The following is a 13872-nucleotide window of genomic DNA, read 5'->3' on the forward strand; positions in this document are numbered from 1 at the left end:
TGAAAGTTAAGGAAATCTTCATTCGATGTTAATCTTTCTATGCCCGCCACATCGGCTTTGACTGCAGCCGCGACAGCGAAAAGGCCCCGCAACGCGCAGGGCCTTTTCTGAAATTTCGTTGGTAGATCTAGCCAAATACGCGGCCCAAAGCACCGTCAACCGCGCCAATGATCTGATCAATGTCGTCCTTGGTCGCGATGAGGGCAGGTGAGAAGCAAAGTGTGTTGTTTTTTCCCGGAACAGAGCGGTTGGTTGCACCGATAATCACACCCTGCTGCATGCAATCAGCAACGACCGCACCAACCATCTTTTCCGACATTGGGGTTTTGCTGGCGCGATCCTCAACCAATTCGGCGCCCAAGAACAAACCCTTGCCGCGTGCTTGACCAATGACAGCGTGTTTGTCGCTCAGTGCGTTCAGCTGATCCAGCATATAGTCACCCATCGCGATTGTGTTTTCCAACAGGTTCTCGCGCTCGATGATCTTCATGTTTTCGATCGCCGCGGCCGGTCCCGCGGTGCAGCCACCAAATGTCGAGATGTCGCGGAAGTAGTTGAGCGGGTCTGACGCATCGTCTTTGAACATATCAAAAACAGTCTCGGTGGTGACGAGGCAAGAGATCGCCGCGTAACCGGATGCAACGCCTTTGGCCATGGAAACCATGTCTGGTTTAATGCCGAAATGCTGATAGCCAAACCATGTGCCTGTCCGACCAACGCCACATACGACTTCGTCAATATGCAAAAGAATTTCATACTGGTCGCAGATTTCGCGGATACGTTCCCAATAGCCATCAGGCGGCGTGATCACACCGCCACCCGCTGTCACAGGCTCTAAGCACAGGGCGCCAATTGTTTCGGGCCCTTCACGCAGAATGACCTTTTCAATCTCATTGGCGGCCCAGACGCCATAGTTTTCATCAGGGGCACCTGCTTGTTCGTGTTTGCGGTATTCTAGGCAGTGAGGGACGGAAACAAAGCCGTCAGGGAAGGGGCCGTAATGTGCGTTGCGTTCGTATTGGCCGCCTGCGCCCATGCAGGCGATGGTGCTGCCGTGATAATCGCGGTCGCGATACAGGATCTTGTGCTTTTTGCCTCCAAAACGTTTCACAGCGATCTGGCGCACCATTTTGAATGCTTTTTCGTTCGCTTCCGATCCGGAAGAGCAATAGTAAACGCGGCTCATCCCTGGCATTTTGGAAATCAGCATTTCCGAAAAAATGGCACCTGGAATAGAGCCAGCAGAGCCGCCGAAAAAGTTCAATTTCACCAATTGTTCGCGCACGACATCTGCAATTGATTCGCGGCCATAGCCTACGTTAACGGTCCAGACCCCACCGGCGACCGCATCGATGTGCTCTTTGCCTTTTTGATCCCAAATGCGCATCCCCTTACCCTCGACAAATATCCGAGGATCCGTTGTTTCATAGGGTTTGTGCTGGCTTAGGTGGTGCCAAACGTGGGCGCGATCTGCCTCAACGATGTGAGAGATGTCATTATCTTTAAATGTACCGTCCATGATGGCGACCTTTCGAGAGAGCGTGATAGTGGGGAAATCGAACAGTGCTTTTTCGATCTTTGTCTTATTTGACAGAGAAGCTCAGTTAAAAAATAGGTCCAGATCTATTCTAAGAATAGGGCCAGACTTTCACCCGCCGTGGAAGGAATGCATGAAAATCATGCGCTTTGCCTCATTCTTGCAATAAAAAAGGCCAGAGCAGATGCCCCAGCCTCTTAGCTTTTCAGATGTTGGTTGGTTTAGCGTTTGGACCGGCTTGGTCGCGCATCGCCGCCGCTTGGCTTTTTGCCCTTGCCCCCTGGAGGGGTGAAGCGTTTGGATGAATCCGCTGCGCGGTTATAGCCGCTGGATGGCTTTGCATCGCGCTTTGGCGCGCCATCTTTAGCCGGCTTTTTCCAAACAGCTTTTGCACCAGATTTTCCTGCCTTTGACGCCGGCTTGTCGCCACCTGCATCTCGTGGCTTATCCTTCCAGGCGGGCTTTGCCTTGGGCTTGTCGCCAGATTTCATCGGTGTGCGTTCTGTCTTGTGAGACTTTGGCGGACGGGTCGCATCGCGCTTGGATTTCGCCGGCGCGCTGCGTGGCTTGGATTCGGCCTTGCGAGGTTTGTATTCATCCGCTGGCGCATCGTCGCGTGGTGCGCGCGGCTTGCGTGGTGGCTTGGGTGCATCTGGATCGTAGTTCGATTTGCCACGATGCGGACGTTTTTCTTTGTCGAAACGCGCGCGGCCGCTGCCTTTGTTGTCAGGGCGCGGGGTGCGTGGGCCGAACTCTGGTACACCGTCAAGACGTGTCAGAGTGACACCATCCTCGGCTTTCATATCCGCGCCTAATGCGTTGACCAATTTGCCCACGGCGCCCTCGGCAACCTCAACATAAGAATGACGCGGCTGTACGCGGATCGCACCGATGTCGTCGCGGGTCATGTCGCCAACGCGGCAAAGCATGGGCAACAAGGTGCGTGGTTCTGCGCCGTCATTGCGGCCCGTTGAAACAGTGAACCAAACTGATTTGCCAAACTCGGCGCGTGGCGCGCTGTCACGGCCTTCACCGGGTGCAGATAGCTCTTCTGGGGCGGATGCACGCGAGCGGTGCAGATTCACAAACGCGGTGGCCAGTTGTTCTGCGGTGTAACGTTCAGCCAGCGTCGCGACGAACTCTTGTGCATCTTCGGGGGCGGGGGTGCTCCATGCGTCGTCGTTCAACAGGCGCTCTTGGTCTGCGGCGTTCACTTCGGCTGCGGAAGGGGGGACGCCCCATTCTGCCTTCAGCTTGGCCCAGCCCATAAGGCGGGTCGCCTTCGAGCGCATCTTTGGCGGTACGATCAGTGCGGATACACCTTTACGCCCCGCGCGACCTGTACGGCCAGAACGGTGCAGCAGCGTGTCTGCGTTGGTGGGTAGGTCAGCGTGGATCACCAGCTCAAGGTTAGGCAGGTCGATGCCGCGTGCAGCAACGTCGGTGGCCACACAAACGCGGGCACGTCCGTCGCGCAAGGATTGCAGCGCGTTTGTGCGCTCGGATTGGGTCAGCTCGCCAGACAGGGCCACAACCGAGAAGTTGCGGTTTGTCAGGCGTGAGGTCAGGCGCGCCACGGCGGCGCGGGTGTTGCAGAAAACAATCGCATTCTTGGCTTCGTAAAAACGCAGGAGGTTCAGGATCGCGTTTTCCGTGTCACGCGGATTTACGGTCAGCGCGCGGTATTCGATATCCGAATGTTGCTTGCTGTCAGAAACAACAGAAACCCGCTGCGCATCGCGCTGATAACTTTGTGCGAGTTTCGCAATCGCTGCCGGAACGGTGGCCGAGAACAACAAAGTGCGGCGTTCTTCAGGGGATTCGCTCAAGATGAATTCAAGGTCTTCGCGAAAGCCCAGATCCAGCATTTCATCGGCTTCGTCCAACACCACAGCGCGCAGATCGGTGAGGTCGATGTTGTTGCGTTTGATGTGGTCACACAGACGCCCAGGTGTGGCGACAACGATATGCGCGCCACGGTCCAGCGCGCGGCGCTCGGTACGGGTGTCCATGCCGCCAACGCAGGTGGTGACAATTGCGCCCGCTTTCCCGTAAAGCCATGTCAACTCACGACTAACTTGCATCGCAAGCTCGCGGGTTGGCGCAATAATCAGCGCCAGCGGAGCGGCCGCGCGGCCGAAATGTGTCTCCTCGCCCAGCAATGTGGGAGCAATGGCAAGGCCAAATGCCACGGTTTTACCGGACCCTGTTTGGGCGGAAACCAGCAGGTCTTTGCCGTCGAGTTCAGGCGCAACTACGGCGTCCTGTACAGGGGTCATGGTTTCATAGCCTTGGGCGGCCAGAGCGTCTGCGATCGTTTGAATCAAGGGATTTTCCTGAGCGGATAAAGATGGAGTAGACCTGCCCCTACTGTGTTGCGCGGCGTTTGTATACTGGCGATTTGAGTGGGGCAGTGCTGCACCTTGTGCATGACGGCGGGAAATTGCGCACTCTTGTAGGGGAAATGGGGGGTGCAAATTGGAGGGGTTTCATGTAGAACAAAAAGAGAACAAACTGGAGGGATGTGTGATGAGAGATTCTTCTTTGGGGCAGGTCGTGCGGTTGGGCGACAGGCGCGGCGTGGTCGATGTGCCTGCCCCCGATGCTGCGCAAGCGGTGTTGAAAGACGTGCTGGCGGCGCAGCCTTTCGATGCGGCAGCGACGGCATTTGTCTTGGCGTGTTTACCGCGCGGCAAGGCGCCAGTGTTGTGGGTGCAAGACCGCGCTTCGCGGTTGGAGAACGGGCGCGTGTACGGTCCTGCGCTGAAGGGGGTCAAGCTGCTGCGGGTCGAGGTCAGCCATGCGCGCGACGTTCTTTGGGCGATGGAGGAGGGGGCGGCCTGTGCTGGGCTATCGGCTGTTGTAGGCGAGGTGCACGGCGCGCCGCCTGTGTTGGACTTTACCGCGACCAAACGCCTTGCGATGCGCAGCGAGGCATCGGGCGTGCCGGTGTGGTTGATCCGTTCGGGCGTGGCCGAAGGGCTGAGCGCGGCGCGCGAGCGCTGGCGCGTGGGGGCATTGCCCTCAGCGACTCACCCCTACAATGCAGCTGCACCTGGCTCGCCCTTGTGGGAGGCCGAGCTGTTTCGCGCCCGTGGGCGCAGCCCGGGCACATGGGTGGTGTCGGATGAAGGACGCAGGCGCGAGGGTCGTCTCCGTTTTCTTTCCCGATCTGGCGATGGACCGATGGAAACGGATCACAGCGCAGCAGCGCACGCTGCCGGATGATGCTTTGCCAGTGGTGTTGTCGCTGCAGGGCAGCCATGGGCCGGTCATTCATGCGGTGAACGCGGCGGGCGCTGCGCGTGGAATTCTGATCGGCGCACGTGTGGTGGATGTGCAGGCGATCCACCGCGATTTGCATGTCGAACAGGCGGACCCTGACGGAGACCGCGCGTTATTGGACAGGTTGGCGATGTGGGCGCGGCGGTGGTGCCCGTGGACGGTGGCCGAAGACGACGGGATCGTGATGGACGTGCGCGGTGCGGCGCATCTGTTTGGCGGAGAGGCGCAGATGCTGCGGGACATGCACACGCGATTTGCCATGCAGGGGCTGCGGGCGCGGTTGGCTTTGGCGCCGACCCGAGGCGCTGCGCAAATGCTGGCTCGGTTTGGCGCGCAGGGTGTGATTTGTGGTGTGCAAGACGTGACCGCGCATTTGGCGCCGTTATCTGTGGCAGCGTTGCGGGTGCCAAATGGCACGGTGCGCTTGCTGGATCGGCTAGGGCTTAAAACCATCGGCGCGTTAGAGGCAGTGCCGCGCGCGGGGCTGATGAGGCGGTTCTCAACCGTAGCAGAGGATCACAACCCGCTGGTGTTGCTGGACCGCGCCTTAGGCCGCAGTGCGGATCCGTTGAATGCGCCACCAGATTTGCAAGTGTGGCGTGCGCAGGCGCGACTGGCTGAACCAGTGATTGATCCGGTGCCGTGGCTGGATGGGTTGGCCGAAGATTTGGCCGCTCAGCTGGCTGCTGCCGAGCTGGGTGCGCGGCGTTTGCGCCTGACGATTTACCGTGTGGATGGGGAGTGGCGGTTCCGCGATGTCTCGACCGCAAGCGCCAGCCGTGATCCCGCCCATTTTGTGCGGCTGGTTGCGGGTAAGCTGGAAGGCATCGACCCTGGCTTTGGGTTTGACCTATTGACGCTGGAGGCGCTACGGGCCGAGCCGCTGTCGCTGCATCAGGATCGGTTGGACGGAGCACGGGATGCAAGCGCGGATGTGGCTGCATTACTGGACCGTATGACGGCTAAGTTGGGCCCGTCCAAAGTGACATGGGCCGCGTGGGTTGAAAGCCACAAACCAGAGCGTGTTGAAGCTCAGGTTTCGGTGCTGGCAGGAGAGAGGGACGCTGTGGTGGAGGTGCTGCGCGAGCGACCGCTGCGTCTGTTTGATCCGCCAGAAGAAATTGCTGTTCTGTATGCCGTGCCAGAGGGGCCGCCCGCACGGTTCCGGTGGCGGCGCGTTGCGTTTTTGATGGCGCGCTTTGAGGGGCCGGAACGGATTGCGCCCGAGTGGTGGCGGGACAGGGCAGGCACGCGCCTGCGGGATTATTACAAAGTAGAGGTGACAGATGGCAGGCGGTTCTGGTTGTTTCGGGATGGGGTTGTCGGAGATGCGCGTGGCGGTGATCCGCGTTGGTTTATGCATGGCACCTTTGGATGACAGGAGACGTGCGCCCATAGGCGACACCCCTCCCGCCATCCCATAAGGGTGAGGCTGTTACGAGATGCCACAGCAAGACGGGCATAAGCGGCGTTCGATGGACGAGGATGATCCATTTCATCCGAATGATCCCAGCCCCTATGTGGAGCTGGGCCTCGCCACGTGCTTTTCTTTTCTGCGTGCGGCGTCGGATGCGGTGGACCTGACGGCTACTGCGAATACGTTGGGGTATCATGCGTTGGGTGTGGCGGATCACAACACGCTGGCTGGTGTCGTGCGTGTTCACGTTGAGGCAAAGACGGCCAAGCTGCGACCCCTGATCGGTGCGAGGCTGGTGTTGTTGTGCGGAACCGAGCTGCTGGCCTACCCCCGTGATCGCGCGGCCTATGCACGGTTGTCGACGTTACTGTCCAAGGGGAAGATGGCCGATGTTCAGGGCGAGTGGCAGTTGAAGGGGGAAACACATCTGACGCTTGAGATGGTGGCAGCCCATAGCGATGCTGTGCAGCTGATTGTGATGCCGCCCGAGAACCTTGATGTGTTTGAGGCGGGGCTGCCGAGGTTGTGTGACGCTTTACCAACCTTGCAGCATGTCGGGGCTACGTTTTTGTACCGTGGTGATGATGTGGCGCGGATCAACCGTTTGGATCAGATCGCGCGTGCGCATGGGCTGGAAATACTGGCGAGTAATGACGTGCTGTATCACACGCCCTCACGCCGCCCTTTGCAGGATGTGATGACCTGTATCCGTCATGGTAAAACGATTTCTACTGCTGGCTTTTTGTTGGAGGCCAATGCCGAGCGGCACCTTAAATCTCCGGATGAGATGTGCCGCCTGTTTGCGCCTTGGCCCCATGCCATTGCGGCCACGCGCAGGGTGGCGGATGCCTGTTTGTTCAGTTTGGATGATCTGAAATATGAATACCCCCATGAGATCGTTCCGCAGGGGCGTAGCGCGATGGAGGAGCTGGAGCACCTGACATGGCAGGGGGCTGCATGGCGCTATCCCGATGGGGTGACCGAGCGGGTTAAGGCGATTATCGAAAAGGAGTTCGCCCTTATCCGTTCCAAAAAGATCGCGCGCTATTTCCTGACGATCAATGACATCGTGCGCTTTGCCCGTCACGAGGCCAGCCCGCCTATCCTGTGTCAGGGGCGCGGATCGGCGGCGAATTCTGCGGTGTGCTTTTGTCTGGGGATCACGGCGGTGGACCCCGAAGAGCACGACTTATTATTCGAACGATTTCTCAGCGAGGAACGGGACGAGCCGCCCGACATTGACGTGGATTTCGAACACGAACGCCGTGAGGAAGTCATCCAATACATGTATACAAAATACGGACGGGACCGAGCAGGGCTATGCGCTACGGTCATCCACTACCGCGCCCGCAGCGCCATTCGCGAGGTTGGCAAAGCGATGGGCCTCAGCGAGGATGTGACAAGCAAGCTGGCGGGCACGGTGTGGGGGGCTTCTGGCAAACCGATAGACGAAGATCACGCCGAAGAGGTCGGCATGGACCTTACCGATCCGTATTTGCGCCGTGTGCTTTTGCTGGCAGGGCAGATGACGGGGATGCCACGGCATTTGTCCCAGCACGTCGGCGGGTTTATCCTGACGGAACGCCCCCTGACCGAGATGGTCCCCATCGGCAACGGCGCCATGCCTGAACGTTCGTTTATCGAATGGGACAAGGATGACATCGACGCGCTGGGCATCTTTAAGGTGGATATTCTTGCGCTGGGGATGCTGAGTTGCATCGCCAAAGTGTTTGATTTGCTCGGCGCGCATTATGGTATTCAGCATGATCTGGCCAGCATCCCTAGCGATGATGAAGACACTTATGACATGCTCTGTGCTGGCGACAGCTTGGGGGTGTTTCAGGTGGAAAGCCGCGCGCAAATGGCGATGCTGCCTAAACTGCGCCCACGCCGTTTCTATGATTTGGTAATCCAAGTTGCGATTGTCCGGCCCGGCCCCATTCAAGGCGATATGGTGCATCCCTATCTGCGCCGCCGTCAGGGGATCGAGGGGGTGAGCTATCCCGCGCCGGGGTCTGAGTATCCACAGGATGAATTGCTCAGGATTTTGGGGCGCACATTGGGGGTGCCGATTTTTCAGGAACAAGCGATGAAGATCGCCATTGATGCGGCGCGGTTTTCAGCCAAAGAGGCGAACGAGCTGCGCAAGGCGATGGCGACGTTTCGCTCGCGCGGGACAATCGAGACGTTGCAGGCCAAGATGGTGGGCCGCATGACAGCACGCGGATACGCCGAGGCGTTCGCGCAAAGGTGCTTTAATCAGATCAAAGGGTTCGGCGATTACGGATTTCCCGAAAGCCACGCCGCCAGTTTTGCCAAGCTGGTCTATGTCTCTAGCTGGATGAAATGCCACTATCCTGCGGCCTTTGCCTGTGGGCTGTTGAACAGCCAGCCCATGGGGTTTTATGCGCCAGCCCAGATTGTGCGCGATGCCCGTGAACATGGGGTCGAGGTGCGCGCGGTCGATGTGAATTATTCTGATTGGGATTGCACGCTGGAACCCTGCGCTGATGGGTTTGCTTTGCGACTGGGGTTGCGTCAGGTCGACGGTATGCGCCGCGATGCCGCTGCGCGACTGATGGCAGCACGGGGCGATCCGTTTTCAGATGTGGCAGACCTGAAAGAACGCGCCAAGCTGGACCGAGGTGTGATTGGCAAACTGGCCGCCGCTGATGCGTTCCGCTCTTGTGGTATCGACCGCCGACAGGCGTTGTGGCAGGCGCAAGGGCTGCGGGATGCGCCCTCGCTACCGATATTTGACCATGTGGCGGCAGCAGGTGAAGGGGCGGAGCCAGAGGTCGCCTTGCCCGCGATGGCACAGGCAGAGCATGTGGTGGCGGATTACCAGACCCTACGCCTGTCGCTAAAGGCGCACCCGATGCGGTTTTTCCGCGCAAGTCTGCGACAGCAGGGGTTCGCGAGTTCGCACAGCCTCATTCACATGGCGCATGGGGCGCGGGTGTCGTTGGCAGGGTTGGTGTTGGTCCGTCAGAAACCAGGCAGCGCAAAGGGCGTGTGTTTTATCACGCTAGAGGATGAGGACGGGGTCGCGAACCTTGTGATCTGGCCCAAGCTGTTTGAGCATTCTCGGGCCTTGATCATGACAGCGCGCCTGCTAGTGGTGCATGGGCGGGTTCAGACCGACGGGCGGGTGATCCATGTCGTTGCGGACCGATTGGAAAACCGGACAGAGCGGTTGGATGCTTTGGCCGATGATAGGGAGGAAAAGGGGGCTGATGCTCCCACGCGGCCTGCCTGTGCCGCTGGAGGGCGCAAGCATCCGCGTGATGTGCGTGTGATTCCGAAATCTCGTGATTTTCACTGATGAATTCTCGCGCTAAGGTGATTGCGACAGGACAAAGGTATACCCATGAAAAACCCGCTCTATGATACAATGTTTGGCCCCTATACGGGCAAGGATACACCGTTTCTGCACCTGCCTGAGGGGGGCGTTATCACGCATGGCAGCTTTGTTTGCCGCGCTGCGCAACTGGCGCATGCTTTGGTGGGATACGGTGTGAAAACGGGTGATCGGGTTGCGGTGCAGGTTGGGAAATGCACTGACATGCTTGCCCTTTATGCGGGGTGTGCACAGATGGGGGCGATCTTTTTGCCGCTGAATACGGCCTATACCGCAGCAGAGCTTTCGTATTTCGTAGAGGATAGCGGCGCGACCCTATTGGTTGGCGATCCAGCGCGAACTGATGAGCTAGCGCCCGTTGCTCAGGCGGCAGGCGCGGCGTTTGCTACGCTGGATGCCAATGGTGGCAGTCTGAGCGACCGCGCGGATCAGCAGAGCGCGAATTTCGAAACCGTTGCCCGTTCCGAGGATGATCTAGCCGCGTTCTTGTATACGTCAGGAACGACGGGCCGATCAAAGGGCGCCATGCTGAGCCAGAAGAACCTGATCAGAAACGCCGCGACATTGACTGACCTTTGGCAGTTCACAAACAAAGATGTCCTGTTACACGCCCTGCCGATTTTCCACACGCATGGGCTGTTTGTTGCAACCAATGTGATGTTGATGGCGGGGGGATCAATGGTGTTTATACCAAAGCTGGATATCGACCAGCTGATCGAATGGATGCCGCAGGCAACCTCGATGATGGGCGTGCCGACATTCTATACTCGTCTGCTGGATGATCCGCGGTTTGATGCTGAATTGAGCAAAAACATGCGGCTGTTCATCTCGGGATCGGCACCTTTGCTGGCCGATACGCATGTGGCGTTTGAACAGCGCACAGGCCACCGGATTTTGGAACGCTACGGGATGACCGAAACGAATATGAATACCTCAAACCCCTACGACGGGGAACGCCGCGCAGGGACCGTAGGCCTGCCATTGCCTGATGTAGAGTTGCGCGTATCGGACGCCAACGGAACCGAGCTGCCACGCGGTGAAACAGGTGTGGTCGAGGTGCGCGGCCCCAATGTTTTCCAAGGTTATTGGAACATGCCCGAAAAAACCAAAGAGGAACTGCGCGAAGACGGGTTCTTTATCACTGGCGATCTGGGCGTGCAGGATGATGCCGGATACGTCACGATTGTTGGGCGCGGCAAGGATCTGATTATTTCGGGGGGCTATAACATCTACCCCAAAGAGCTGGAGCTGGTTCTCGACGAGCAGGCAGGCGTTCTGGAAAGCGCCGTAATAGGCATTCCACATGATGATTTGGGTGAGGTTCCGCTTGCCGTTCTTGTACCGCAGGCTGGCATGGAAATTGACCTTGATGCGGTCAAATCGACAGCGGAAACGGCCTTGGCACGGTTCAAGCAACCTCGCGAATACCGTGTGGTGGATGCGCTGCCGCGAAACACGATGGGTAAGGTACAAAAGGTAACCCTAAGAGCTGAGTACGGCGCATGATTGATCCAGTGAAACAAGCTTTTCTGACAACGCTTTTTGACGCGGCGGTCACAGCAGCAGATGCGCGTGCTGCACTTAAACCCTATCTGCCAAAGCGCCCAAAAGGGCGAACAATTGTCGTCGGTGCGGGCAAGGGGGCAGCGCAATTGGCTGCGGCCTTTGAGGATTTGTGGGACGGGCCGATCGAAGGCGTCGTCGTGACGCGCTATGGCTATAGCTGCCCTACAACCTCCATCCGTGTGATGGAGGCGTCCCATCCCGTGCCTGATGCTGCTGGGATGGCTGCAACCAAGGCGATGTTTAATGCGGTTTCAGGGCTTGGCCCTGACGATCTGGTCGTGGCCCTGATCTGTGGGGGGGGATCGGCTCTGTTGCCTTGCCCGCCAGAGGGGCTGACGCTGGAGGATGAGCAGGCGTTAAACGAGGCGCTATTGGCCTCAGGTGCGCCGATTGGGGTGATGAATGCGATCCGTAAACACGCCAGCGGGATCAAAGGTGGGCGCCTAGCCGCCGCTGCGCATCCTGCAAAGGTAGTTAGCCTGATCGTATCAGATGTACCGGGGGATGACCCTGCGCAGGTTGCCTCTGGGCCGACGGTACCTGACGATGTTTCGCTTGAGGATGTGTTGGCCTTGATCAAATCCCGCGATCTAGATCTGCCTGCGGCTGTTCTGGCAGGGCTGTCACCAGCCCCTAAACCCAATGATCCTGTGTTTGATGGTCACGAGGTGCGTATCATCGCCTCTGCGCGCCTCTCACTAGAGGCCGCCGCAGAGGCAGCGCAAGCGGCTGGTGTTCCTGCTGTAATCCTCTCTGACGCCATTGAGGGTGAAGCAGAGGTGATCGGCCAGATGCACGCCGCCATTGCGCGTGAAGTCGTGGCGCAGGGCCGCCCCTTTCGCGCACCCGTTGTGATCCTATCTGGTGGGGAAACGACCGTAACACTGCGGCACAAAGACGGGCGCGGCGGGCGCAATTCTGCCTTCTTGCTTGCCTTTGCTCAGGCCATTGAAGGGCAGGGGGCAATCACGGCTTTGGCTGCAGATACTGACGGCATAGATGGGTCCGAAGATAACGCGGGCGCCTTTGCTGACGGGGCTAGTGCCGAACAGATGCGCCGCGCGGGTGTTGATCCAGCAGAGGCGTTGCGGCGCAACGATGCATGGGGGGCTTTTGATGCCGTTGGCAATCTCTTTGTTCCGGGGCCAACAGGGACTAACGTGAACGATTTTCGGGCGATCCTGATCGAGGTTTAAACCCGCGCAAACATCCTGTTAGACGCGGTAAGGCGCTTTTTGCCCGAGGATTGCAATTATACCTGCGCGGATGGATCGCAATGCGGCTCGTCCGTTTCGCCCAGCAAATGGTTTGGTGTTTCTCTAAAGGAGGGAATTGGTGGAGCATAGCGGGATCGAACCGCTGACCTCCTGCATGCCATGCAGGCGCTCTCCCAGCTGAGCTAATGCCCCAAAACACGCAAGCGTGCAGTGGTATCCCGTTGTAGGGACCTGAGGTTTGACCGGTTAGGGTCAATGGCCTGTGTACTAGGCACAAGCAGCGGCGGGATCAAGCGAAAAACGCACCACCCGCCGCGGCAAATTAGTTGTCGTCGTCGTTTGTCGCTACGTCCGCGATTTCTTCGAGCGGAACTGTATCTGCGTCGTCTTCGTCGTCGTCCAGCAGATCGTCGTCCAGATCTACGTCAACGTCGTCGTCAACAACCAGATCGTCCTCGTCTTTCACCTCGGCGACTTTGGCTTTTGTGGTTGCCGCATCCGCGGCGTCCGCTGCGATCATGCGTGATTTGGCTTGATCAACTTCAACCTCTTCGCCGCTGTATGGGCTAATGACAGGCGTTTTGTTCAGATCGTAGAAACGCTTGCCCGTGGTGGGGCAGAGGCGCTTGGTTCCCCATTCTTCTTTGGGCATGGATTTCCCCTTTGTTACTCGGTGTTGAGTCTAGATGATTCAGCGCAATTGCCATATGCAAAGGGTGCTGTCCAGCCCAAAGCCTATAAGGCCTGATACCAAGAGCACCCTATGTCTGATCCGCACCTGCCTGGAAATCCACCAATACCTCTTATCCTGAGGCGATCTGCGCAGGCTAAACGCATCTCGTTGCGCATTAGCCAGCTGGATGGGCGGGTGACATTAACCATGCCCAAACGGCTGGCCGAACGCGAAGCGCTGGATTTTGCGCGCAGTAAAGAAGCATGGATTCGCAAGCACCTGAATGCCCGTGGTGAGGATGTTCAGGTGACCGAGGGGGCAGAAATGCCTTTGGGCGGCAAGATGTATCCGGTCTTGTCTGGCTCAGGACGACGGGTTCAGATCACACCCGATGGTATCTTTGTGCCTGGTCCGGCCGAACGTATGGGCAAACGGCTTTCGGCGCATCTAAAGGAATTGGCGCGGGATCGGTTGGCGGGGGCCAGCGATGATTATGCTGCTCGGCTGGGGCGCGACTATTCGCGGTTGTCACTGCGGGATACGCGTTCGCGGTGGGGGTCGTGCACCTCTGACGGGGGGCTGATGTATTCTTGGCGCCTCATCATGGCCCCGCCTGAGGTGTTGGATTATGTCGCTGCCCATGAGGTTGCACATTTGGCCGAGATGAATCACTCGCCCGCTTTTTGGGCTGAGGTCACCCGTATTTACGGGGATTACGCTGCGCCGCGGGGATGGCTGCGCAAGCATGGCAGCACCCTGCACCGGTACAAATTCTAGGTTACGCTTGACCTTGTGGTCGTTTGTGATCACAAAACC

The 13872-nt window shown here is 58.4% G+C and carries 9 protein-coding genes and 1 tRNA gene; 6 read left to right on the plus strand and 4 right to left on the minus strand.

Features of this window, described 5'->3' with window-relative positions; genetic code table 11:
• Positions 1-127: 127 nt before the first annotated feature.
• Positions 128-1519, minus strand: coding sequence for an aminotransferase family protein (locus Z948_RS0109265; RefSeq protein WP_025059287.1), 1392 nt, complete (start codon positions 1517-1519; stop codon positions 128-130).
• Positions 1520-1758: 239 nt separating this feature from the next.
• Positions 1759-3864: a DEAD/DEAH box helicase gene (locus Z948_RS0109275; RefSeq protein ID WP_025059289.1), complete on the minus strand. Its 2106-nt coding sequence runs from the start codon at positions 3862-3864 to the stop codon at positions 1759-1761.
• 202 nt (positions 3865-4066) lie between these two features.
• Between Z948_RS0109275 and Z948_RS0109280 the strand changes: the two genes are divergently transcribed.
• The 5 genes from Z948_RS0109280 (at position 4067) to Z948_RS0109300 (ending at position 12362) form a co-directional block, all read left to right on the plus strand.
• Positions 4067-4765, plus strand: coding sequence for an ImuA family protein (locus Z948_RS0109280; RefSeq protein ID WP_037951555.1), 699 nt, complete (start codon positions 4067-4069; stop codon positions 4763-4765).
• Positions 4665-6200 carry a Y-family DNA polymerase gene (locus Z948_RS0109285; protein WP_037951430.1) on the plus strand — a complete coding sequence of 512 codons (1536 nt, stop codon included), beginning with the start codon at positions 4665-4667 and terminating at the stop codon, positions 6198-6200. The genes Z948_RS0109280 and Z948_RS0109285 overlap by 101 nt, the downstream gene beginning before the upstream one ends.
• A 64-nt stretch (positions 6201-6264) precedes the next feature.
• Positions 6265-9564 (plus strand): error-prone DNA polymerase, encoded by a 3300-nt coding sequence (locus tag Z948_RS0109290; RefSeq protein WP_025059292.1) that lies wholly within the window; start codon positions 6265-6267, stop codon positions 9562-9564.
• A gap of 45 nt (positions 9565-9609) precedes the next feature.
• Positions 9610-11106, plus strand: coding sequence for a malonate--CoA ligase (locus Z948_RS0109295; RefSeq protein WP_025059293.1), 1497 nt, complete (start codon positions 9610-9612; stop codon positions 11104-11106).
• A complete protein-coding gene (locus Z948_RS0109300; RefSeq protein WP_025059294.1) occupies positions 11103-12362 on the plus strand; it encodes a glycerate kinase type-2 family protein in 1260 nt (419 codons plus the stop codon). The genes Z948_RS0109295 and Z948_RS0109300 overlap by 4 nt, the downstream gene beginning before the upstream one ends.
• A gap of 137 nt (positions 12363-12499) precedes the next feature.
• Here the strand turns inward: Z948_RS0109300 and Z948_RS0109305 are convergent.
• A tRNA-Ala gene (locus Z948_RS0109305) sits at positions 12500-12575 on the minus strand.
• Between the two features lie 130 nt (positions 12576-12705).
• The gene (locus Z948_RS0109310; protein WP_025059295.1) at positions 12706-13035 is read right to left on the minus strand and encodes a TIGR02300 family protein; all 330 of its coding nucleotides are present in this window, start codon (positions 13033-13035) and stop codon (positions 12706-12708) included.
• 111 nt (positions 13036-13146) lie between these two features.
• Between Z948_RS0109310 and Z948_RS0109315 the strand changes: the two genes are divergently transcribed.
• Positions 13147-13833, plus strand: a complete 687-nt coding sequence (locus tag Z948_RS0109315; RefSeq protein WP_025059296.1) for a M48 family metallopeptidase — start codon at positions 13147-13149, stop codon at positions 13831-13833.
• The last annotated feature ends 39 nt before the right edge of the window (positions 13834-13872 follow it).

The organism is Sulfitobacter donghicola DSW-25 = KCTC 12864 = JCM 14565, from assembly GCF_000622405.1.
Taxonomy (GTDB): domain Bacteria; phylum Pseudomonadota; class Alphaproteobacteria; order Rhodobacterales; family Rhodobacteraceae; genus Sulfitobacter; species Sulfitobacter donghicola.